Origin of the sequence: Campylobacter sp. W0066.1 (assembly GCF_024723635.1) — a bacterium.
GTDB lineage: Bacteria > Campylobacterota > Campylobacteria > Campylobacterales > Campylobacteraceae > Campylobacter_D > Campylobacter_D lari_C.
In genome coordinates this window covers 16,389-40,721 of record NZ_JANQCW010000007.1, presented here as the reverse complement: position 1 = coordinate 40,721, position 24,333 = coordinate 16,389, and the positions used below count along the sequence as shown (strand labels likewise).

23 protein-coding genes and 1 tRNA gene are annotated in these 24,333 nt (G+C 27.1%); 10 read left to right on the top strand and 14 right to left on the bottom strand.

Going from position 1 to position 24,333, the window contains the following annotated elements; genetic code table 11:
• Window positions 1-2 precede the first annotated feature (2 nt).
• From CAMP18497_RS03930 to dnaA, 9 genes are all read right to left on the bottom strand, one after another.
• The gene (locus tag CAMP18497_RS03930; protein WP_039624994.1) at window positions 3-470 is read right to left on the bottom strand and encodes an urease accessory protein UreE; all 468 of its coding nucleotides are present in this window, start codon (window positions 468-470) and stop codon (window positions 3-5) included.
• Entirely contained in the window at window positions 470-2,167 is a 1,698-nt protein-coding gene (ureC, locus tag CAMP18497_RS03925; protein ID WP_337212574.1) for an urease subunit alpha, read from the bottom strand. Before ureC ends, CAMP18497_RS03930 begins: the two co-directional genes overlap by 1 nt.
• Entirely contained in the window at window positions 2,164-2,835 is a 672-nt protein-coding gene (gene ureB / locus CAMP18497_RS03920) for an urease subunit beta (RefSeq protein ID WP_337212572.1), read from the bottom strand. The genes ureC and ureB overlap by 4 nt, the downstream gene beginning before the upstream one ends.
• Before the next feature lie 47 nt (window positions 2,836-2,882).
• The gene (locus tag CAMP18497_RS03915; protein WP_337212570.1) at window positions 2,883-3,410 is read right to left on the bottom strand and encodes a hypothetical protein; all 528 of its coding nucleotides are present in this window, start codon (window positions 3,408-3,410) and stop codon (window positions 2,883-2,885) included.
• Entirely contained in the window at window positions 3,407-4,402 is a 996-nt protein-coding gene (locus tag CAMP18497_RS03910; RefSeq protein WP_337212568.1) for an adenosine deaminase, read from the bottom strand. The genes CAMP18497_RS03915 and CAMP18497_RS03910 overlap by 4 nt, the downstream gene beginning before the upstream one ends.
• Window positions 4,399-6,117: a DUF262 domain-containing protein gene (locus CAMP18497_RS03905; protein ID WP_337212566.1), complete on the bottom strand. Its 1,719-nt coding sequence runs from the start codon at window positions 6,115-6,117 to the stop codon at window positions 4,399-4,401. The genes CAMP18497_RS03910 and CAMP18497_RS03905 overlap by 4 nt, the downstream gene beginning before the upstream one ends.
• A gap of 22 nt (window positions 6,118-6,139) precedes the next feature.
• Window positions 6,140-8,458: a DNA topoisomerase (ATP-hydrolyzing) subunit B gene (gene gyrB / locus CAMP18497_RS03900; RefSeq protein WP_337212564.1), complete on the bottom strand. Its 2,319-nt coding sequence runs from the start codon at window positions 8,456-8,458 to the stop codon at window positions 6,140-6,142.
• 9 nt (window positions 8,459-8,467) lie between these two features.
• Window positions 8,468-9,535 carry a DNA polymerase III subunit beta gene (gene dnaN / locus CAMP18497_RS03895; protein WP_039617031.1) on the bottom strand — a complete coding sequence of 356 codons (1,068 nt, stop codon included), beginning with the start codon at window positions 9,533-9,535 and terminating at the stop codon, window positions 8,468-8,470.
• Window positions 9,536-9,667: 132 nt separating this feature from the next.
• The gene (dnaA, locus tag CAMP18497_RS03890) at window positions 9,668-10,996 is read right to left on the bottom strand and encodes a chromosomal replication initiator protein DnaA (protein WP_337212561.1); all 1,329 of its coding nucleotides are present in this window, start codon (window positions 10,994-10,996) and stop codon (window positions 9,668-9,670) included.
• Between the two features lie 122 nt (window positions 10,997-11,118).
• On the opposite strand from dnaA, the gene ruvC reads away from it, so the two are divergent.
• Complete coding sequence (ruvC, locus tag CAMP18497_RS03885; protein WP_039619511.1) at window positions 11,119-11,595, top strand: crossover junction endodeoxyribonuclease RuvC; 477 nt, start codon at window positions 11,119-11,121, stop codon at window positions 11,593-11,595.
• 2 nt (window positions 11,596-11,597) lie between these two features.
• On the opposite strand, the gene CAMP18497_RS03880 is transcribed toward ruvC, so the two are convergent.
• A complete protein-coding gene (locus CAMP18497_RS03880; RefSeq protein ID WP_039619509.1) occupies window positions 11,598-12,230 on the bottom strand; it encodes a hypothetical protein in 633 nt (210 codons plus the stop codon).
• 120 nt (window positions 12,231-12,350) lie between these two features.
• Between CAMP18497_RS03880 and CAMP18497_RS03875 the strand changes: the two genes are divergently transcribed.
• The 6 genes from CAMP18497_RS03875 (at window position 12,351) to CAMP18497_RS03850 (ending at window position 19,209) form a co-directional block, all read left to right on the top strand.
• Window positions 12,351-12,971: a DUF305 domain-containing protein gene (locus tag CAMP18497_RS03875; protein WP_047208734.1), complete on the top strand. Its 621-nt coding sequence runs from the start codon at window positions 12,351-12,353 to the stop codon at window positions 12,969-12,971.
• A gap of 453 nt (window positions 12,972-13,424) precedes the next feature.
• On the top strand, window positions 13,425-14,591 hold the full coding sequence (locus CAMP18497_RS03870; RefSeq protein ID WP_337212558.1) for a DNA cytosine methyltransferase: 1,167 nt from the start codon (window positions 13,425-13,427) through the stop codon (window positions 14,589-14,591).
• Window positions 14,592-14,603: 12 nt separating this feature from the next.
• The gene (locus CAMP18497_RS03865) at window positions 14,604-16,073 is read left to right on the top strand and encodes a DNA cytosine methyltransferase (protein WP_337212556.1); all 1,470 of its coding nucleotides are present in this window, start codon (window positions 14,604-14,606) and stop codon (window positions 16,071-16,073) included.
• 55 nt (window positions 16,074-16,128) lie between these two features.
• Entirely contained in the window at window positions 16,129-16,755 is a 627-nt protein-coding gene (locus CAMP18497_RS03860; RefSeq protein WP_114640746.1) for a hypothetical protein, read from the top strand.
• A complete protein-coding gene (locus tag CAMP18497_RS03855) occupies window positions 16,752-18,011 on the top strand; it encodes an McrB family protein (protein WP_337212553.1) in 1,260 nt (419 codons plus the stop codon). The genes CAMP18497_RS03860 and CAMP18497_RS03855 overlap by 4 nt, the downstream gene beginning before the upstream one ends.
• A complete protein-coding gene (locus tag CAMP18497_RS03850; protein WP_337212551.1) occupies window positions 18,004-19,209 on the top strand; it encodes an LlaJI family restriction endonuclease in 1,206 nt (401 codons plus the stop codon). Before CAMP18497_RS03855 ends, CAMP18497_RS03850 begins: the two co-directional genes overlap by 8 nt.
• Here CAMP18497_RS03850 and CAMP18497_RS03845 read toward each other — a convergent pair.
• From CAMP18497_RS03845 to CAMP18497_RS03830, 4 genes are all read right to left on the bottom strand, one after another.
• On the bottom strand, window positions 19,190-19,327 hold the full coding sequence (locus tag CAMP18497_RS03845; protein ID WP_263724155.1) for a hypothetical protein: 138 nt from the start codon (window positions 19,325-19,327) through the stop codon (window positions 19,190-19,192). The two genes, CAMP18497_RS03850 and CAMP18497_RS03845, sit on opposite strands and share 20 nt — an antisense overlap.
• Before the next feature lie 157 nt (window positions 19,328-19,484).
• Window positions 19,485-19,560: transfer RNA gene (locus tag CAMP18497_RS03840), tRNA-Val, on the bottom strand.
• Between the two features lie 45 nt (window positions 19,561-19,605).
• Window positions 19,606-20,796: a replication-associated recombination protein A gene (locus tag CAMP18497_RS03835; RefSeq protein WP_337212547.1), complete on the bottom strand. Its 1,191-nt coding sequence runs from the start codon at window positions 20,794-20,796 to the stop codon at window positions 19,606-19,608.
• A complete protein-coding gene (locus CAMP18497_RS03830) occupies window positions 20,793-21,968 on the bottom strand; it encodes a DUF945 family protein (RefSeq protein ID WP_337212545.1) in 1,176 nt (391 codons plus the stop codon). Before CAMP18497_RS03830 ends, CAMP18497_RS03835 begins: the two co-directional genes overlap by 4 nt.
• 131 nt (window positions 21,969-22,099) lie before the next feature.
• Between CAMP18497_RS03830 and glmM the strand changes: the two genes are divergently transcribed.
• The 3 genes from glmM to hemJ are packed head-to-tail and all read left to right on the top strand — an operon-like array spanning window position 22,100 to window position 24,328.
• Window positions 22,100-23,437 (top strand): phosphoglucosamine mutase, encoded by a 1,338-nt coding sequence (gene glmM, locus CAMP18497_RS03825; protein WP_039629248.1) that lies wholly within the window; start codon window positions 22,100-22,102, stop codon window positions 23,435-23,437.
• Window positions 23,430-23,885, top strand: coding sequence for a signal peptidase II (gene lspA / locus CAMP18497_RS03820; RefSeq protein ID WP_337212542.1), 456 nt, complete (start codon window positions 23,430-23,432; stop codon window positions 23,883-23,885). Before glmM ends, lspA begins: the two co-directional genes overlap by 8 nt.
• Window positions 23,879-24,328 carry a protoporphyrinogen oxidase HemJ gene (gene hemJ, locus CAMP18497_RS03815; protein ID WP_337212540.1) on the top strand — a complete coding sequence of 150 codons (450 nt, stop codon included), beginning with the start codon at window positions 23,879-23,881 and terminating at the stop codon, window positions 24,326-24,328. The genes lspA and hemJ overlap by 7 nt, the downstream gene beginning before the upstream one ends.
• The last annotated feature ends 5 nt before the right edge of the window (window positions 24,329-24,333 follow it).

The window sequence follows — 24,333 nt, the reverse complement described above, 5'->3', positions numbered from 1 at the left end:
CTTTATTCTTTAATAAGTTTAAAATTTGGATCAACTTGGATAAAACTTGGCATATCAAGCATATATTTTGGCTCTAAAATTTCCTCACATTTTTCGTATTTTATATTAAATTTTTCTAAAAACCTTATGATAGAGTTTTGCTCTAAAGTAATGAGTTTATGATCTTTATAAAATAAATTTAAATGCATATTACCCACTTGATAACTTATTAAAGCAAGGTTGTATTCATTTTCTATGTGAATTTTTAAAACCTTTTCAGGTTTGATTTTGACTAAAATCAAAAAATCCTCATCATATAAACAATCATTATGATTTAAACCTTTATTATCAGGCATTTTTATAGCGACATCTAGTCCTTTTAAAGTCGTTGTTCTTAATATCTTTTTAAAAGTATCAAACCAACTAAGCTCTAAAAAATCGCATTCTTTGTTTAAATCATAATGCGTTATTTTATTTTGAAGTAAAATCATTAAATCATAAAATATTTTCTAGCTAAAGCTAAAGAATCAACGCTCTTGGAGCTAATAAGCTCACCATTTATTTTTACTTCATAAGTTTGTGGATTTACTTCTATATCTTGAACTTTATCATTAAATTTCAAGTCTTTTTTAGTAATATTTCTACAATTTTTTACTGCAACACATTTTCTTTTTAAGCTTAATTTTTCAGGCATATTAGCATCTAAAGAAGCTTTAGAAACAAAATGTAAAGCATTTTCATTTAAATTTGCTCCAAACATTTTTTCATAGATAATAGGCTCAGGCGTTGGGATAGAAGCATTAGCATCGCCTATTTTTGCACCTACTATCAAGCCACCTTTTAAAATAAGCTTTGGTTTTACTCCAAAAAATTTAGGTTGCCAAAGCACTAAATCAGCAAATTTTCCTACTTCAATAGAACCAACATAACTATCAATCCCATGTGCAATAGCAGGATTTATAGTGTATTTTGCTATATAGCGTTTAATACGGAAATTATCATCTAAATCATTATCTTCTTTCAAAGCACCAAATTCTTTTTTGCATTTATCAGCACTCTGCCATGTTCTTAAAATCACCTCACCTACGCGTCCCATAGCTTGAGAATCACTACTCATAATACTAAAAACACCCATATCATGAAGTTTATCTTCTGCTGCTATAGTTTCAGGACGAATTCTACTATCTGCAAATTCAACATCTTCTTTGATTTTATTATCTAAATGATGACAAACCATAAGCATATCTAAATGCTCATCAATGGTATTTTTAGTAAAAGGCATAGTAGGATTAGTACTTGCAGGTAAAACATTTTCAAAACCTGCCATTTTAATAATATCAGGAGCATGGCCACCACCTGCGCCTTCAGTATGAAAAGTATGGATAACTCTACCATTAATAGCTTTAATCGTATCTTCTACAAAACCTGCTTCATTTAAAGTATCTGTATGGATAGCTACTTGTATATCCATTTCATTAGCTATATTTAAACTAGCATCAATCACACTAGAAGTAGCACCCCAATCTTCATGAATTTTTAAGCCACATGCACCAGCTATAATTTGCTCTTTTAAAGCATTTTTATTACTTGAATTTCCTTTGCCTAAAAAGCCAAAATTCATAGGATAATTTTGCGTAGCTTTTAACATAGAATGTATATGATAAGCCCCACTTGTGCAAGTTGTAGCATTTGTTCCCTCACTTGGTCCTATGCCACCTCCTATCATAGTAGTAACACCACTATATAAAGCACATTCAATTTGAGTTGGGGAGATAAAATGTATATGAGTATCAATACCACCTGCAGTTACTATTAAACCTTCTGCACCAATAATATCTGTACTTGTGCCTATAACTAAGCTAGGAACAACTCCATCTTGTATATCAGGATTACCTGCTTTTCCTATACCTACTATATAGCCATTTTTTATCCCAATATCTGCTTTATAAATACCGGTATAATCAACGATCAAAGCATTAGTTAGAACTAAATCCGGAAATTCTCCCTCACTCACACTTTGAGCCATACCATCTCTGATATTTTTACCACCACCAAATTTAACTTCTTCGCCATATAAAGTATAATCTTTTTCTACTCTTAAAATTAAATCTGTATCTGCTAATCTTACTCTATCATTAGTTGTTGGACCATACATATTTACATAGTCTTTTTTGCTAATCTTAATCAAAGAAATCCTTTCTCTTTTGCTTTTAATAAAGCTTTAGTTTTATTTTCATCATTGATAAAATCATCACAAAGATTATTAAAACCTAAAACCTTTTTTAAACCACCAAATTCTATTAAACTTACTGTTTTTTCTTCACCTGGTTCAAATCTCACACTTGTTCCTGAAGCGATATTTAACCTTTTACCATAAGCTTTTTCTCTATCAAAAGACAAAAAGCGATTAACTTCAAAGAAATGAAAATGCGAGCCAACTTGTATAGGACGATCGCCTTTATTGCTTACTTTAATTTCTATAGAAGTTTTATTTTCATTAAGCACAATAAATTCTGATGATAAAAATATTTCTCCAGCTTTTATTTTATCATCATTTGCTATAGGCTCATGTATAGTAACTAATTTTGTGCCATCTTCAAAAGGAAGTTCTATTTGAATTTCTTCAAGCATACTTGCAACACCATCAATCACATCTTCACTTGTAAGTAAAGTTTTCCCTATGCTCATCAATTCACTTACACTTAAATTTTTTCTTGCAAGTTCCATTAATTCATAACATATATAAGCTAAAGCTTCATTATAATTTAATTTTATTTTTTGCTCTTTTCTATCTTTAGCGATTTTCCCTGCATAATGAAGCATTAATCGTTGCAATTGCTGCTGAGTAAAATGCATTTTAATCCTTATAATTTTTTAGATATTATATAACTATTTACTTGCTTTTAGGCAAAAAATTCTATTGCATTTTTTAATTCAGCTTCATAGTCTTTTTGAATTTCTATAAAAGGAAAATTTAAATTTTCACATTGAGATTTAAGTTTTTGATGATTTAAAATAAGAGTGTTTATTTCTTCTTTTTCACTAAATAAACGTTTTTCTATAGCATTTTCATTTTGATAAATTAATGCATAATTTTGTAAAATATATTCTTTTGAAAAAATGATATAAAATATTTTAACATCAGAATGATTTTGAAATTTTTGTAGCTTTTTTGGAGTAAGATAAATTCCTTCAATAATTAAATTTTGTTTATTTTCTATACAAGTTTGAATTATACCATCTACAATAGGAAATAAAAACTCAGCTATTTTTTCATCCTCATCTACTTTAAAAGGAAAATCTTTCATTCCTTTAATCAAACCCATTTTTAGATGATCTAAACTCAAATAAGGATAAGAAAATTTTTCAAGAATTTTTTGAGCAAGCAAGGTCTTACCTGTGTGACTTTCTCCCCCAAGTAAAAAAATCATTCTTGAAAATTAAAAATTAGCTTTCTTAAATTTTCTTTTTCATTTTCTTGTAAAAAAGAAGCATTTACAGCATTAATACAAAGTTTTTTAACCTCATCTTTACTAAGTTTAAAAGTTTCATCTAAGGCTATAAAATTTTCTAAAATATATCCTCCAAAATACGCTGGATCATCTGAATTTACACAAACACAAACATTTTTTTGTAAAAGTTTTAAAATATTATGTTCTTGCATATTTTGAAAAACTTTTAATTTTACATTCGATAAAGGACAAATTGTTAGTGGAATTTGTTTTTGAATAATTTCTTTTAAAAGCATATTATCATGCTCACATTTAACACCATGATCAATTCTATTTATATTAAGTTCTAAAGCTTGTTTGATATACTCACTACTTCCTTCTTCACCCGCATGCATAACTAACAAAAAGCCTTCTTCTTTAGCTTTTTGAAATAAATTTTTAAATTTAAAAGGAGGATTATTCAGTTCAGAACTATCAAGTCCTATGGCTTTGATTTTATCTTTATATAAACAAAGTTCATCTAAAATTTTTAAACCCTCATCCTCGCTTAAATGCCTTAAAATACAAGCGATTAAAAAACTTGAAATTCCAAATTCTTCTTTTGCTTTTTGCAAAGCTTGCCAAATTCCTTCTATAACATCTTTTAAAGCTATATTTCTAGCAGTATGAGTTTGAGGATCGAAAAAAATTTCAGTATGAACTACATTTTGCTCTTTGCATTTTTTCATATAAGCAAAGGTTAAATCATAAAAATCTTGCTTGCTTTGTAAGACATTTGCACCTTGATAATATATATCTAAAAAATCTTGTAAATTTGAAAAATCATAAGCTTTTTTTATCTCATCTTCGCTTTTATATTTTAAAGCAATATTATTTCTTTTAGCTAATTCAAACATCATTTTAGGCTCTAATGAGCCTTCAATGTGTAAGTGCAATTCTACTTTTGGAATATTTTGTAAAAAAGTTTTCATTTATTAAATAACTCAACATTCCATATTTCAAAAAATTCATTGACAAATTTTTCTGTTCTGGATTTAATTTCATCTTTATTCCATAATTCTTTGTTCAATAACTCTTTATTTATTAGCAAATCAGCGTTTTTACGAATATAATTTTTAGCTTTTCCATCACCATTAAGTTTAGCTTGCCAATTCATATTTCTTAAAGATGAATTAAGACTTCCTTTTAATAAAGTCATATTTCCTATTTGATATATAATTTCTTCAGCTTCATCATCATTAATAATATCGTTCCAATGTTCTTTCCAACTTTGTGGCAATAAATGTTCTAAAGTATAAACATAATTTAGCCCTAAAGTATTATCTTTATAATCTTTATTTTTATATTGTCTATATAATTCAATCCAAAATAAAATAAAATTAGCATCCTTATTTTTTATACAATATAACCAATTTCTAACTTCATTTTTATTAAAATATTCCCCATATCTATCATAACTTTCAAATTTTATAATATTTATTATATTATCAATATTACTATTTTGAATTTTTTTAATAATTTTTGAAAAAAATTTATTATAATCTTTTGTTTCAGGATTTAGTAAAATCAGCATTTCTAGTAAATATAAACATTCTTTATAAATATTTTCATTTTGACTTAATATTTTTTTAAAAAATAAAATTAAAGGCATAACAGTATTAGTATTATATACACTAATTATATGAAAAAATCTCAACTCATAATTTTCATATTTAAAAATAGTTTTTTTATTATTTATAACTGGAAAATTACGATATATCCTTGCATAATCTTTTAATTCTTTTAATAATTCTTTTAAATCATTTTCATTTAAATTTTTAATATAATCTTTATATAAAGAACTTAAATTACTTAAGTTATGTATTTCTGTATTAAAAATACCTTTTATAATCGCATAAGAAAATAAAAATATTTCACTTTTATTTCTTTTAATTCTACCAGTTTCAATTTCTTCATTCCAAAATTCTTGTTCGTTTTCATCTTTATCAAAAACACTATCCCAATATTCTTTATAATATTGCATAGCTTTATCTTCATTCGTTATCTTTATAATTTTATCAAATAAGGCATTTTTTATAATATCAGTAGAGGATAATCTTTGCCCTGTGGAATTTATAGAATCAAAAATTTTCTGTTCATCTTCATTTGCATTTAAACAAACAATAACCCATAATTTGCTTTCTATAATATATTTTATAAATTCAAATAAATTAATATTATTAAAATTATTTTTTATTTCTATATTAAAATAATTAAAACAGCCAAAAATTCCATATTCTTCTTTAATATCAATAAATTCATCTTTTAAAATTTTTTCATATTTAATTTTATCTAGCTTTGAATGATTAATTTTTGGTATATCAGTGGTAAAATTCTCAAATAAATAATCTTTAAAGTAATTTTTTTGTTGATTATCTAAAAAATTATACAAAACTTTAATTAAAATTGAAAAAGTAGTGAGTCTTTGTTGTCCATCAATAACAATAGAATAATTTTCTACCTTATCACTTCTTTTCAAAATAATAGAACCTAAAAAATGTTCTTTTTTCTCTAAAAAACTATTTTTTAAATCATTTAATAATTGTTCCCAATGTTCTTTTTTCCATACATAAGGTCTTTGAAAAAAAGGAATAATTATCTTTTTTTCATCTCTTATAAAATTAAAATTATTTTCTCTAGCTTCCATATTATATCTTTAATTCAATAAATCAAACATCTAAATGTTTAACATCTTTAGCATGAGCTTGTATATATTCACGGCGTGGTTCTACATCATCACCCATGAAAAGGTTAAAAGTATCATTTGCTCTTTGAGCATCTTCTATGGTGATCTTTAACAAACGACGATTACTTGGATCCATAGTTGTTTCCCAAAGTTGTTCAGGATTCATCTCACCAAGACCTTTATAGCGTTGTATATAAGCACCTTTTTTAGCATTTTTTTCAACTTCATCTAAAATTTCTAAAATATCTTTATCAAATTTTAAATCTCTATCTTTGATTTTTTGATAAATATAATTTGCCTCTTCATATAAAGGATTAGCAAACAAATCATCATTGATGATAAGCTCTTCTAAACCATTTTCAGTTTGTACATATACACGAATTTCATTTTCATTGATATAAGAATTTAAGATATTGTGATTTTGTTTTTCTAAAAATTCTTTTATAACTTTAAATAATTCTTCATTAGAAGCTTTTATCAAATCAGGATTTTCTATCAAATATCTAATCACTGAAATCACATTAAATCTTTTTTCTAATTCTTTTAAAACACTTCTATAAGCTGCGACAATTTTTAGAAAATCTTTTAAATCATTTAACCCTATACCCTCATAAGTAGAACTCTCTATACCTGTTTCGATCAAATAATCATTTAAAGCTTTTTCATCTTTTAGATAAATTTCTTTTTTCTGACCTTTTTTATAGCGATATAAAGGTGGTTGAGCTAAATAAATATGTCCATTTATTACAAGATCATTCATAAAACGGAAGAAAAATGTCAAAAGTAAAGTTTGTATGTGAGAACCATCTACATCAGCATCGGTCATGATAATGATTTTATGATATCTTAGTTTTTCTATATCAAACTCATCACCGATCCCACAACCAAAGGCTGTGATCATATTTTGAATTTGTTCACTTTTTAAAATTTTATCTAGTCTTGCTTTTTCAACATTGAGTATTTTACCTCTTAAAGGTAAAATCGCTTGGAAAGTTCTTTCTCTACCTTGTTTTGCAGAACCTCCCGCACTATCACCCTCAACTAAATAAATTTCACTTTCACTTGGATCTTTACTTTGACAATCAGCTAGTTTTCCTGGTAAAGTCCCTACACTTGAACTTTCTTTTTTTCTTGTTAGCTCTCTAGCTTTTTTAGCTGCTTCTCTACCACGAGCTGCCATTAAAGCTTTATTCATGATAGCTTTTGCTTCAATAGGATTTTCTTCAAAATATTTTGTCAAATACTCAAAAGAAGCCTTAGAAACTATAGGTCTAACATAGCTTGAACCTAATTTTCCTTTAGTTTGTCCTTCAAATTGTGGCTCAGGTACTTTTACACTTACAATTGCTATCAAACCTTCTCTTACATCATCACCTGTGATTTTAGAATCTTTCTCTCTAGCACTAGCATTTGCTTCAATGTAATTACTAATAACACGAGTTAAGCCCATTCTAAAACCTGCTTCGTGCGTTCCACCATCTGGGGTTTTGATATTATTTACAAAAGAAAGTAAATTTTCACTATAACTATCATTATAAAGCAATGCTACTTCAACATTTACATCTTCTTCATCTACATTGAAAAATATTGCCTTAGTTAAAGCTTGTTTTTTATTTAAATCTGTAACAAACTGGCTTATACCACCTTCAAAATGAAAACTTTCTGCTTTTCCTACACGATTATCTTTAAAATTTATAGTAATTTTTGGATTTAAATATGCAAGTTCACGAAATCTTTTAGCTAAAATTTCATAATCAAAATCAGTCACTTCAAAAATTTGATCATCTGGCCAAAATTCTATGATTGTCCCTGTTTTTTTACTTTTACCTATGGTTTCAAAATTGCTTGTGACTTTACCTTCTGAAAATTCTTGGCGATAAATTTCTCCATCTCTATGTACTGTAGCAACTAATTTTTTTGATAAAGCATTTACAACGCTCACACCAACTCCGTGTAAACCACCTGAAACTTTATAAGTATCTTTATCAAATTTTCCACCTGCATGAAGTACGGTTAAAACTACAGTTAAAGTAGGAATATTTTCAGTAGGGTGAATTCCCACAGGGATCCCTCTACCATTATCACTTACTATACAAGAACCTTCTGTGGTAATTTCTACATTGATCGTATCACAAAAACCTGCCATAGCTTCATCGATAGAATTATCCACTACTTCATAAATCATATGATGAAGACCGCCTATATTGGTATCACCTATATACATACCAGGGCGTTTTCTAACAGCTTCTAAGCCTTTTAAAACTTTAATATTTCCTGCGCCGTAATTTTGATTTTCTTGCATTTATTTTCCTTATAAAATAACTGGCATAATTACAGTTTGTAATTCTTCACTTGAAACTAAAAACGCCATATGAGGTTCATTTATGCTAAGTTTGAATGTTTCACTTTCAATAGAATTTAAAAAGTCAGTGATGAATTTATTTTTAATGCAAAGATTAAATTCTTCATCTATATTAAGTTCCATTTCAAGTTCAGTTTTTGCTTCCATATTATCTAAACTAATACCTTCAAATACAAGTTTATCTTTATGGAAATTTAATTTCATTTTTTCAGTAATTACATTGATTTTTTTCAATGCATCCATAAATTCTTCAGTTTTAAAAATAAATTCCTTTGTGATATTTTTTGGAATTACTCTTTCATAATCAGGGAATTTATCATTAATAAGTTTTGTAAAAAATTCAAAATTATCATTTTTTGCAATCAATATATTTTCATCATAATAAATTTCAATTTTTTCAAAAAAGATTTTTTGCATTTCTAAAATAGCTTTTTTAGGGATACAAAGGTTAAATTCTTTTTCATTTGTTTTATTTAGTGTGAAAACTGCTAAGCGTTTTGTATCTGTCCCTACAAAGCTGATGTGAGTAGTTTTTATATCAAGTAAAGCACCATTTAAAGAATACTTTGGATTATTTGTATCAACTGCAGGTAGGATTTTTTTCAAAGATCTACTTAAATCACTTGAATCAATATCAAATTTATCTTTTCCTTCAGTGCTTGGGAAATTTGGAAAATCTTCATAATTAAACATAGGAAGTTTATATTTAGTTCCTTTTTGTCTAATAAAAAGGAAATTTTCTATGGTTTCTAAGACTACATCTTCATTATTTAAACTTTTAATAATATCTAAAATACTTTTAGCATTAGCAGTTGCAAAACCTGCACTTTCAACTTTGATTTTTTTGATTTTATAATTAATACCTATTTCATAATCACTTGCTCTTATGATTAGCTTATCTTCAACTACTTCAAAAAGTAAGTGAGAAGCGATGTTACTTGAATCTTTTTTATCTACATAAGAGTTAGTTAAAACTATGGCAGATTCTAAAGTGTTTTTATTAATGCTAATTTTCATTTTTACTTCCTTTATTTTTTAAATTTATTTTATCATAATAATAAGCAATGTGAAAATGTGAAATGCTTTTTAAAAGTCTTTTTTTATAGAAATTTTACTCATAGAATAAAATTTTTTGTTTTTCACTTTTATTCACAGGTTGCTTTTTATTTTTGTCAAAATTTTATTTCTTAATTCTTCTACTATGGCTTTTAAGTTTTCATTTTCACTCATTAGTTCTTGAATTTTTTTAATATTATGTGAAATGGCGGTGTGATCTTTCATATTAAAAAATCTAGCAAGTTGAGGCATAGACATAGTCGTTAGCTCTCTTGCTAAATATATCACAACCCTTCTTGCCATAACGATATTTTGTGTTTTTTTGTTTGATTTTATATCATTAGGTTTAAGATTATAGCTTTTTGAAACATCAGCAAGTATATCTTCAACACTAATATTTTCTTTTGTTTCTTTAATGTGATCTTTCATAAAGCTTTTAACAATTTCTAAAGTGATTTCTTGGTTAAAAAGCCTTGCTTGAGCATTTAGATTTGTAATCATTCCTTCTATTTCTCGGATATTATCTCCCATTGAAGTAGCGATGTAGCTTATAACTTCAGGTTTAAGATAAATAGCATTAAATTCGCATTTTTTCTTGATAATTGCGATTTTTGTATCAAGCTGAGGTGGAGTGATATCTGCGATGATCCCATTTGCAAAACGACTTTTTAAGCGTTCTGTTATGCCTTTTAGTATATTTGGAGGATTATCACTTGTCATGATGATTTGTCCAAATTTTTCTTTGATTTCATTAAAAGTAAAGAAAAATTCTTCTTGAATTTTGTCTGTTTTACCTAAAAACTGCACATCATCGATGAGTAAAACATCACAATTTTTGTATTTTTCATGGAATTTACTCATGGTTTTGTTATTTAAATGCATGGTAAAATCATTGATAAAATTATCACTTGTAGCATAAATAACCTTATATCCATTATCCAAACACACATTTCCGACAGCTTGAAGCAAGTGAGTTTTTCCAAGTCCTGTGGGGCCATAGATAAAGATAGGATTGTATAATTTTCCAAGTTTGCTTTTATCGGTAATGGCTTTGCAAGTTGCATAGGCAAATTGATTAGAATCTCCTACAACAAAACTTTCAAAAGTAAAAGAAGGATTTAAAATAGTGCTTTGAAATTTAATCTGTGAAATATCTGTAGAAAAATGTTTTTTTTCTATCTTTTGATCATTTGTGATGATTTTAACTTGAGGATTAATCCCTGTTTTTACTTCATAAAAATAAGCTAGTTTTTGTGCGTATTTTGTTTGTATAAATTTAGCCAAAAAATGATTTGGTGCTATAAATACTAAGATATTATTTTTACTTAATTTTTCACTAAATTGTAAGTGAGAAATGTAAGTATTGTATTCGTTATTGCTAATTTCAGTTTTAAATTCAAGTAAAAAATCTTTTATATTCATTATTTTTCTTATAAATTATGATGTAAAACTTAAAATTCTAGCTTATTTTTTATAAAAAATGGTTAAAATTATTCACATAAAAATTTAAATTTCACATCTATGTGAATAAAAAGGTGAAAAGTTTGAAAGTTTTAGGGATAGATCCTGGTTCTAGGTATTGTGGATATGCTATTGTAGAAAGAATTAATAATAAAAATCAACTCATAGAAGCAGGTCTTATCAAAATCAAACCTAATGATTTACAATATCAAATCACAGAATTATGTGAAGGGCTTGATCTAATCTTTAAAAATCATCAATTTGATGAGGTAGCTATAGAAGATATATTTTTTGCTTATAATCCAAAAACGGTTTTAAAACTAGCTCAATTTCGTGGAGCTTTGAGTTTAAAAATTTTACAAACTCATGGAGAATTTGCAGAATATACACCTTTGCAAGTGAAAAAAACCGTAACAGGTAAAGCAAAAGCTACTAAAGAGCAAGTAGCTTTCATGGTAAAAAGATTGCTTGGAATTTCAAAAGATATTAAGCCACTTGATATTACTGATGCTATTGCGGTGGCTTTGACACACTTAGCAAATTTGAGAGTAAAAAAGTGATTTTATTTTCCACTACCTATGAAATAAATTTCAACATCATGTAAAAGTTTTTCACATATAGCTGAATCAGTGTTTTTTTCTACTACTAGGTTGATGTGATTTTTAGTATCTCTAAAGCTACCTGCAGATTTTGAATTTTTTAATTCTAATTTTTGATTATCTTTTAAATATTTGATAGTGATTACAAACTTATGTGCAGCACTTGCTTCGCCTAGGTTAGTTTCTATTAAAACATTCATATTTGATGCTTTTGCTAGAGTTGCTTGGGTTTTATTAATCACTTCTTTCATTCTTCTATTGAGTTCTAAAATTCTTGAAATGAATTTATTATCTATACTTTCAAATGCGATTTTTAGTTTATTCATGATTTCTTGATTAGTTGGTTTATCGGGAGCTACATACACCATATAAAGGCCGTTTTTAATATCTACTTTTGTGCTTTTTGTATCACGCCCACTACCAAAAATTTTAATATAAATGGCATTATCAAGATATACTCTATCTATCATAGGTCCATAAATTTCATATTCTCTTTTTCTTACGATTACTTCTCTTGCGGCTACTTGAATTTTTACTGAACAATCATGAATTATAGGTTCCATTTCTTTTTTTATCTCAAGTAGTTCTCTAAGCATTTTCCATCCTTGTGTATTTTTAAATAAATTATAACAAAAAAAAATTGAATTTTTTTGTTAATTTTAGTTTGTGATATTTTTATATATTTTTGATTTTAAATTAAAAGTTTAAGGAAAAAAATGAAAATAAAAACTATAGTTTCAAGTTTAGTTTTGGCAAGTGCTTTATTTGCTGCAAATTCTCATCATGCTCATCATGGAGCTTCTGGAAGTATTTCATCACAAATCATGATGAGTATGCATGAACCTATGATGAAAAATCCTTTAGTACAAAGCAATGACATAGAAAGAGATTTTTTAGCTAATATGATCCCACATCATCAAGGTGCTATTGATTCATCTAAGCTTTTATTAGAACATACTAAAAGTGAAGAGATGAAAAAAATCGCTCAAAATATCATCAAAGCTCAAGAAAAAGAAATTCAAGAATTTCAAGAAATTCTAGATAAAAATCTTTATACAAAAACTCAAATTGATGAAGAAACTTATAAAAAATTTGTTCAAGAAGAAAAAGAGTTAATGCAAAAAATGATGATTTTAATGAGTTCGGTTAAAGAAAGCAAAAACATCAATAAAGACTTTCTAGAAGCGATGATAGCACATCATCAAGGTGCGGTAGATGCTTCAAAACAAATTTTATTTTACTCTAAAGACAAAACTATCACTGATATTGCTAAAAAAATCATCTTAGATCAAGAAAAAGAAATTCAAGAATTTACGAATTTGTTAAAGTATATGTAAAAATAGGTAGTTTAGTAAAACTACCTAGATATCATTTTGCATTTTCATAGATCATATTAAACATTGTGTTGGCTATTTTGTCTTTGAAATTATTAATTTAAATAACTTTTATAATAGTTTTCAATTAATTGATAATTACAAAACAAATAAATTATAAAATTGATATAATATAATAAATTTATATAGTTTATATTTTTTTATGATTTGTAATGTATAATCACAAAATAATAAAATATAAAATTTGAAATTAGCACAAATTATTTATAAAATTCATAAGTGTATTAAAGTAAGAGAACTAAAAATATTATAAAAAAATTGCAGAAAGTTTATATAGAGTATTTAGAGAAATTTATGAGTCACTTACTATGAAAGTGGTTTGATATATTATCATAATTAAAAGATGATGATATATTGCAAATTATTAAAGAATGAATAAATGGTAAGAATATAATAATGAAAAAAAGAACTTTTATAGATTTATTCGCGGGTGCTGGTGGAATGGCAGAGGGTTTTTATCAAGAGGGTTACACGGCTCTTACTCATATAGAATCTGATAAATATGCTTGTTTAACACTACAAGAAAGAATGAGATATTATGGATATTCTCAAAATGAAATTAATAAAATACAACCTACTGATATAACAGATAAAAATATTATAGAAATAATAGAGAATAATATCAGTAAAACTACTGGTGTTGATATAATTGTAGGTGGTCCACCTTGTCAATCTTTTTCATCACAAGGCAAGGCAAGAGATCCATTTGGCATGAAAAAAGATCCAAGAAATTATTTATATGAAAATTATCTAAATATATTAAATTACTTTAAACCAAAATTTTTTGTATTTGAAAATGTTAGTGGTATATTATCTACGAAAATTAAAGGTAATTCTATAATAGAAAGCATATTTAATGGTATGAAAGAAAACTATAGAATTATTGAAGATAAAGATGTGATTTTGTTAAATGCAGTTGATTTTGGTGTTCCACAAGATAGAAAAAGAGTTATTATTATAGGTGTAAGAAAAGATTTAAATATTGAACCCAAGAATATTTATGATGATCTTAAAAAAATTACAAAAAAAATAGATAAGACAACTGTGAGAGATGCTATATCTGATTTACCAAAATTAAAACCATCAGAGGGAAAGAAAACTATAGTTTATAATCCAGTAAAAAAATCAAATTATTTAAAGTTAATTAGAACAAATGATTATAAACTCTTGCACGGACATATTGCTAGAAGTAATAATGAATTAGATAGAAAAAGATATCGCCTTATGGCAAAAAACAAATGGAATTTATTAGAATTATATGAAAATGAGCCAAATTTAGTACATACAAAAAAAAGGTTATTTAATAATAGTTATTGTGTTCAATATTATGACGCTCCATCAAAAACAATTATTGCACACTTGCATAAGGATGGTCATCAGTTTATTCATCCTGACTATACACAAGAGAGAAGTCTTACTCCAAGAGAAGCTGCAAGATTACAGAGTTTTCCCGATGATTTTATTTTTCCATGTTCTATTACACAACAATTTAAACAAATTGGTAATGCCGTTCCACCTTTAATGTCTAAATATATAGCTATGATTTTAAAAAAATATTTATAAATGAGGTAAAAAATGTTTTTTAAAAATGTTGCAAACTTAAAAACAGCTCAAGAAAAAAAATATTTTTTGGAAAATATTGAAATAATTAACCGCTTTGCAGAAAAAACAAAAGAATTACATAATCTAAACACCATAGTATTAAAAAATGATGATATATATAAACAATTAGAATATATGGGAATTATCAAAGATGAATATGAAATTGATATTTTAAAAAAAATACTAAAAAAAGATTACAATAGATTGATGAGCAGTATTTCTATATATACAAGTAATAAAAACTTTTTTACAGATACTATTGATAAATTTTCAAACAAATATAGAAAATCTTTGCAGGCAAAAAAAACAAATAAATCACCTGCAATTATTGATTTATTTTGCGGTGCAGGTGGTTTTAGTTATGGTTTTAGTAGAATGGGTTATAATATATTAATGGCAAATGATATTGATAAAGATGCTTTAAGAACTTATAGTTTTAATCATCCTGAAGTAAATTCATCTCGTATAATTAATGGTGATATAAGATTAATATCTCAAAATATACACAAATATGTAAAATCTCAAGTAGATATAATTATAGGTGGCCCACCTTGTCAATCTTTTAGTAGCGCTAATCAACAAAGAGTTATAGATGATCCTAGAAATGTTTTGTATAAATACTTTGCAAAATGTGTAAATAATTTAAAACCTAAATTTATAATAATGGAAAATGTGAAGGGTATGCTAAAAGTAGCAAATCAAGTAATAGAAGATTTTGACAAAATAGGTTATATGGTTAAATATAGGTTATATGATGCAACTAATTTTTCTGTTCCACAAAAAAGAATTAGGTTAATTTACATTGGTATTAACAAAGAGTATGCAAGAAAACAAAATTTAGATGTAGATATAATTATGAGTGATATTGAAAATGAAATAATAAAAAATAGAAAATTTGTCTTAAAGGATGCTTTGGATAATATCGATAGCTTGGTTTGTCCAGACAAAAAAAATCAAACAGAAACTGATGACGAATCTGGCTCAAAGATTTCTATTAATAGACATAAAAACAATGAATATTTAAATTTAATAAATGATAGTAATATTTGTTCATTTATATACAATCACAAGGCACGTTTTCAAAATGAAACAAATTTAAAGATATATTCACTATTAAAACAAGGGGAGGATTCTACAGCTGAAACAATAAAAGATATTATGCCTTATTCTATCAGAAGTCATATATTTAAGGACAAATATTTTAAACTGATAGAGAATGAGCCTAGTAGGACAATTACAGCACACTTAAAAATGGATTGTCACTCACACATCCATCCAACTCAGATTAGAGCTATTACACCACGAGAAGCTGCAAGAATTCAAAGTTTCCCTGATGATTATTTGTTTTTTGGACCATACCTAAAAACTTATATGCAAATAGGAAATGCCGTTCCCCCTTTAATGTCAAAGGTATTTGCAAAAGTATTTAAAAAGTATTTATAATAAAATAAGTGTTTTTTTATTAGAATACACAAAAATATATTTGTTTGGTTGACCGATGAATACACATTTTATTATTGCAACAAGACAATTAACTGGATATTCAGGTTCTGATTTATACATAAATCTTAGTTCTATAGATACAATTGAAAAGTTATTTAGCAAAGTAAGCAACTCTACAGCATTTACTATTAATGATAAAAAAACATCATATGATAGTAGAAATAGAATTGCATATTTTGAAATATTTGATCCAATTTTAGAAAAATATTTTCAAGTACACATAAAAGACAATAGACATAGAGATGGGCTATGGTTTAGATTAACTAATTATATAAAATATCAAAAAATCACACCAGGTCAATTTTTAGTATTAAGCCTAAATATTAATAAGTGTAATGCAGAAATATCAATATATAGTTTGGAGTTTTATAGATATATTCTTCAAAAACATGAAAAATACTATGTTTTAATGTCAGAAATAAATTCAAATGAAAATTATGATATAGTGGCTGAAAATTATTTAGCAAATTTTAATATATTAAGAACGGATACTTTTATAAATAAATGGCATGGCTCCTTTATTACTTATAAGGCTGATTCTTATTCAAAAAAATATATTGGCATTCCATATGATATTAATTTAAAATGCGATGAATTTAATGAGATTGGAGATATAATATGAATATATGGATTTATGCATTAAAGAATGACATAGAAATTAAAGATATAGAAAACTATAAAAATATTTTGGTAGGCGATATTATTTTTGGCTATATACAAATTATCGAAAATGGAGGTTTTTTTATTGTAAAAAAACTTGTGAAGAAAGAAGATGGTCAAGTTGAAGAAAATGACATAGAATCAATCAAAGTAGATTTACCATATAGTATTATGTATTGTTGTAAGGGAGGTAGATTTTTATACAAACTACAGAAAAAAGAAATTAATTTCTTGTTAAATGAAAAAATACTTGATGATAGTAAAAATAAAGAAGAAATTGATGAAAACATAAGAGAAAAAGGTGGAGAAAATATCATCTTATATGGTGTGCCAGGTAGTGGTAAAAGTCATACTATAAAAACAAAGTATCCAAATAATGAGTATACCTTTGAAAAATTAGTTTTTCATCCTGACTATTCATATAGTGATTTCATAGGACAGATAATGCCTATTGTAAAAGATAAAATCGTAAGTTATGATTTTATACCTGGACCTTTTACAAATATTTTAAAAAAGGCATATAATGATCCAAGTGGAAAATATGTTTTAGTTATTGATGAAATAAATCGTGGCAACGCTCCTGCAATATTTGGTGAAGTTTTTCAACTACTTGATAGAGATAAGAATGGCAATAGCGATTATGCGATAAACAATGAAAATATAGCAAAGATAGTTTATGGTAAGGACGATATAGAAAAACCTATTAAAATCCCATCAAACTTATGGATAATTGCCACAATGAATACAAGTGATCAAAATGTCTTTACACTTGATACTGCTTTTCAGCGTAGATTTTCTATGCAGTTAGTTAAAAATTCTTTTGATAAAAAAATACAAGAGTTTGAAAGTGAAGAAAAATACAATGAATATAAAAATTTTATAGATAAGAAAATTTTAAATACTGATGTTTCTTGGCAAATATTCTGTAAAACCATAAATTCAGTAATCTCTGACAACGAAAATGATGTTAGCTCAATGGAAGACAAAAGACTTGGTGTATTTTTTGTAAGAAATGATGACCTAGAAAATAAAGAAAAATTTGCTCACAAAGTTTTAAAATATCTTTGGGATGATGTTTTTAAATTTGACAAAGATAAACTTTTTAATAAAAATAAATACCACACACTAGAAGAAGTCATTGAAAGATTTGTTAATGAAGATGAAAAATCTCAATTTGATATTTTTATCGATGATGTTAAGGCTATGTTATATGTTTAATTTAAGGGAGTATTGCTTTATGGACAATGAATTAGACGATAATTTTGTTGGTATTAGAAGTAAAGAAAATAAGCTTCAAATTTGCTTTCCACTAGGGATTAACTTAGATTGTGATGACAAGAATATAAGAACAGATATTAGAAAACTAATATCTGTTCTTTTAAAATTTAACAAATCTCATACAAAATCTTATTTTGTAGATAATAAAAAAGAACAGATCGAGCAATCATTTCCACTTATTGCGTATAAAAATATCATAGAATATTTTCTTTCTCACGGTTACTATACCGAGCGAGAAAATATCTATCAAACCACTACAAAAGGTAAGATAAACTTTGCTAGAACGATTAATAAAAATCGCCCTAACATCCAAAATAATAATTCTGTAATTTATATGCAGTTTCAAGCTAAAAAAAATCAAGCCAATAAAAATGGGTTAATTACAGCTATAAATAGATATTGTGTTTATGAGGCATTTTGCAAATTTGGTTTTGCTTACAATTCATTTATGCCACCAAAATACAACTTACCAATAAATAAAAATCAATGTCTTTATGTTTTGCAAAGTAAATTAGATAATACATTTGATGATAAAAAACGATTACTTTTTAGTTCTATGAGAGATATGCTTTTACAAAGTGATAAATCTTTAAAAGAGAGCGAGTTTAAATTTGGAACCACGGCTTTTCATGCTATTTGGGAAAAGATGATAGATAGAGCATTTGGTACTACAGATAAGGATGAATATTTTCCAAAAACTCAGTGGAAATTAAAATATACAGATAATAAAGATAATAGCTCATTACAACCCGATATTATTATGATTAATGATGACAAAATTTATATATTAGATGCAAAATACTACAAATATGGTGTAAAATTAAAAGGATTGCCACAAAGTAGTGATATAATTAAACAGGTAGCTTATGGCGAATATGCAGAATATCGAACAAAAAATAAGAAGATATATAATGTTTTTTTGATGCCGTATAACAAACAAAATAATAATTTTGAAGTTAAAATAAATGGTATTTTTGAAAATATTGGAAAAGCTACTATTGAATGGAAAAACAGCAAAAGCTACACAGAAATTCAAGGCCTCTTAGTAGATACTAGATTTTTAATTTATAATTATGATAAGATTGGTTCTACACATAAAGAACAATTAATTACAGCAATTAGCGATATTGACCACTAGGATATACAAAAATATAAAGCTCTTTTGGATTACCTACAGCTTTTTTGTATCGTTTATCACTAGATTTTAAATTTTTAATATATTTATCTTGTAAGCTTTGTTTTGCTATGTTTGCCATTATTTTCCTTATAAAGAACCCTAATAATGAGCTTAATTAATTGAAAATAATTATAACACAAAAGAAATTAATTGAAATTAAAGATCATTTAGTTTGTTTATATATAGCATTTTGAAAGCATTTTTTGGAAATTAAAGAAATCGAAAGAAATAAAAAATGGTGGCTCCGATTGGACTTGAACCAACGACCACCACCATGTCAAGGTGGTGCTCTACCAACTGAGCTACGGAACCAAAAAATGAAAATTATATAAAAATATTTTTACATTGTGCTTAAAATCACTTTTTAACTTTTTTCATATCATTTAGCCATAAGTCTAGCTGCGCTTCAAAACCTATGCCTTTACTATGATAAAATTTCAAATCTTTTTCTAAGTATCTTTGCTTAACCCAGCCACCAAAATCATGCGGATAAAGGTAGTTTTTTCTTTGAGGGTTGTTATTATCAAGATAAGGAAGTATTTTTAACGCAGGATTGTTTTGCACATAATTTAGCGCTTCATTTATAGCAAGATAGCTTGAGTTTGACTTGGGCGAACTTGCTAAAAATACCACACATTGAGCTAAGATGATCCTAGCTTCAGGATAGCCTATGTTTTTTACTGCTATGAGTGTGCTTGTGGCTAGATTAAGTGCTTGTGGGTTTGCATTTGAGATATCTTCACTTGCAAATATCACTAATCTTCTAGCGATGAAATCTGCACTTTCACCCCCATCAATCAACCTTGCAAGATAATACAAACTCGCATCTACATCACTTCCTCTTAAGCTTTTTATCATAGAACTAGCTAGTTTATAGTGTGTATCTTTACTTGAAGTACCATCGCTTAAAACATTTGCTCTTAATTTTTTCAAAGTTTCAAGCGTGATATGAGTGCTATCTAAAGCCAAAGCAAACTCACATAAATTTAAAAAGCTTCTTGCATCATTTGCACTAGAAGTGATTAAAAAGTCTTTGGCATCATCATCGATTTTATATTGGAGTTTTTCTTGTACCTTTGTGGCAAGTTTTTCTAAGTCTTTATATTCTAAACCTTTAAATTCAAAAAGCATACTTCTGCTTCTTATGCCTGAAGTTAAAGTAAAATAAGGGTTTTCAGTGCTTGCACCTATGAAAAGGCATTTTTGATTTTCCAAAGGGATTAAAAGCATTTCTTGTTGGGTTTTTGAAAGCCTATGCACCTCATCGATAAATATCAAAGGTTTATATAAAGAATTTTCATAATTACTTAGTATTTTTCTAAGCTCTTCAAGCTTAAAATTTCCTCCATCAAACTCATAAAAGTCTAGTTTATACTCATACGCTATAGCCCTTGCAAAAGAAGTCTTCCCGCAACCTGCTGGACCAAAAAATACACTATGAGGGAGTTTTGAAACTTGTATGAATTTTTTAAAAATTTCTACTAAATTCTCTTGTCCTAAAACCTCATCTAAAGTTTTAGGACGAAAAGTTAAGCTTAAATTTGTCATTGTGGATTTATGGTAAGTCTTTCACCATTAATGATAGTTGTAACATCACTTTTATTAGAATCATCATAGATAAAATCAAGCACATAAGAGCCATTATTATCTACAAAATAAGTATCAAAATTTGCAAAATCAGGCCAAATTTGACTAGGAAGAATTTCAGTGTTTGCATGCAATTGTGATTTTATATTATTTTCAGTGAAAATAGTTTGTCCATTTGCGTCAAATTTTTTACCTTCTTTTTCAAAACTTAGATTATTTAAGATGATTTGTGGGTTTGCTTTTAAAAACTGACTTGCTAAAAGCATCATAGAAAAAATATCAGTATTTGAGTTTTGCACTAAGCTATCATAAGCTTTTTTAGAAAGATTATTAAAATTCATATCTAAGTTAATGTTATTTAGCATAAAGTTTTCATTTGCAAGGTTAAATTTAGCTAAATCTAGTTTTAAAACACTATCATAATCATTTTGAGCATTTTGAGCTGTTTTTGCAAAAATTTTTAATTTATCAAAGTCAAAAGCAATAGAACTTATAAAATTAGCACTATCAATGCTTATATTTTGCTCACTATTTCTACTAGGGCTAAAGATATCATTAAAACTTAATTTTTGTATAGGAAATTCAGAAATTTTGATATTTTTTGCTTCTAATTTTTCTTCATGAGATAGTTGTTCTAATAAAACATAACCTAGATTAAGCTCCATATTTTTTACAAATTCCTCAGAACCTATAATCTTAAAAGATGTATTATTTAAAACTAAATTTGTATTATTGCGGGTAAAATTGATATCGTTTATTTTTGCGTTGATGTTAATGTCTCCACCTTTTGCACTAACTAAGATTTTAAAGATTTCTTCATTTGGGAAAATGCCTTTTAAGTCTTCATTTTCATTTAAAATAGAAACGATGGCATTATTACTTGCAAAAAAATTATTAGAAAAATCCACATTCACTTTAAAACTATAAGGCAAGTCATTAAGTGTAGCTATAAAACTTCCTTTGGAGTTTAAAAGTCCTTTGGTATAGTTAGCATCTTCAACACTATAATATGCTGTATCTTGGCTCATTTGAGCAAATATTTTTCCATTGATAGAGTTAATGTAAGAAGCTGAGGCAAAAAACCCTATAGCTAGTAAAACTACTACTACAACCCCTGCGATGATTTTTTTCATTCATTTTCCTTAAGTGAAATTTTAAAAATTATATATTTTTATTACTAACTAATGCTTATAAAATTCTCATATTTATACATTACTTAACTTTTTTTCTTATAATTGCACTATTTAAAATCAAAGGTAAAAAAATGAAACTTTTTGGAACAGATGGAGTACGCGGTAAAGCGGGGGAGTTTTTGGATTCGTTTTTAGCTATGCGTTTGGCTATGGCTGCTGGAATTTATTTTAAAGATAAAGCCCTTACAAATAATATCTTAGTAGGAAAAGACACAAGAAGAAGCGGTTATATGATAGAAAATGCTATCGTTTCAGGGCTTACTTCTATAGGATATAATGTTATAGAAATAGGTCCTATGCCAACACCTGCTATTGCGTTTTTAACTGAAGATATGCGTTGTGATGCAGGTATTATGATATCAGCTTCACACAATCCTTACTATGATAATGGCATTAAATTTTTTGATGCACATGGAAATAAACTTGATGAACAAGCAGAAGCAAAGATAGAAGAAATTTATTTTAATGATAAACTCATAGAAGAAGCAAGAACAACAAAATCACAAATTGGCCAAGCAAAAAGAATTGATGATGTGATAGGAAGATATATTGTTTCTATAAAAAATTCTTTTCCTAAAGAGCTGACTTTAAAATCTTTGCGCGTTGTTTTAGATGTGGCTCATGGAGCTTCTTATAAGGTAGCACCTACGGTTTTTAAAGAACTTGGTGCAGATGTGATTGTAATCAATGATAAACCAAATGGTTTAAATATCAATGAAAATTGTGGAGCTTTACATCCTTTAAATTTGGCTTTGGAAGTAAAGAAATTTAGAGCAGATGTGGGTTTTGCTTTTGATGGGGATGCGGATCGTTTGGTTGTTGTGGATGAAAAAGGTGAAGTAGCCCATGGAGATAGTCTTTTGGGTGTTTTAGCTTTATTTTTGAAAAAACAAGGCAAGTTAAAATCAAGCGTAGTTAGCACTATAATGAGCAATGGTGCTTTAAAAGAGTTTTTAACTAAACATAAAATCACACATGAAACTTGCAATGTAGGCGATAAATATGTACTTGAAAAACTCAAAGAATGTGGTGGAAATTTTGGTGGGGAGCAAAGTGGGCATATTATCTTTAGTGACTATGCAAAAACTGGAGATGGTTTGGTAGCTGCTTTACAATTTAGTGCTTTAATGTTAAGTGAGGCAAAAAGTGCAAGTGAAATTTTAAATCAAGTTAAACCTTACCCACAACTTTTACATAATCTTAAAATTTCAGAGAAAAAAGACTTAAGCAAGCTTGCAGGTTTGGAAGAATTGAAAAAAGATTTAGAAAAAAAAGGAATTGCTAGTTTGTTTAGGTATTCAGGTACAGAAAATTTAATACGCTTATTGCTTGAAGCAAAAGACATTAAGCTTTTAGAAAAAGAAATGAAAGCTGTGGAAAGCTTTTTTATGAAAGCGCTGAATGCTTAAAATCCTGCCTTTAAAATTTTGGCTTGTTTTTGCTTTAGTTTTTATACTAGATCAAGCAAGTAAGTATTTGTTTTTACAAGGGCTTGAGTATAAGGGTGAATTTTTTGATTTAGTTTTAACCTATAATACCGGTGTGGCCTTTTCAATGTTTGCATTTTTAGGAGAGTACTTAAAATACATACAGCTTGTTTTTATTTTGGCTTTGTTTGGGTATTTACTTTATCAAAAAGAGTTTTTTAAAATGCATTTGATTGCTTTTGCTATTATGCTATCTGCTGGGTGTTCTAATTTACTTGATCGCTTTGTGCATATAGGTGTGGTGGATTTTGTATTTTGGCATAAGTGGTTTGAATTTGCTGTGTTTAATTTAGCTGATGTGATGATAAACATTAGTGTAGCTTTGATTTTAATAAAAGAAATTTTTAATAAAAAAGGAGAAAAATGTTAGATTTTTTAAACGAATGGTATTTGTGGATTAAAATGGTGCATTATTTAGCTTTTGTTTCATGGATGGCTGGAATGTTTTATTTGCCAAGACTTTTTGTCTATCATACAGAACATAAAGACAATAAAGGCTTTGTGGAAGTGGTGAAAATTCAAGAAAGAAAATTGTATTTTTATATCCAAACTCCTGCGATGATAGTTACTGCAATCACTGGAAGCTTAATGATGATGGCTAATAAAGATGTGTTAATGGTAGGTGGATATATGCATGCTAAATTAACCTGTGCTTTGCTTTTGATCATTTATCATTTGCAAAATTATTATTATTATAGACAACTTCAAAATGATACTTGTAAGAAAAGCGGGAAATTCTTTAGAGCTTATAATGAAATTCCAACGATATTATTTATAATCATTGCGATAATGATGGTGGTAAGACCATTTTAATAAAA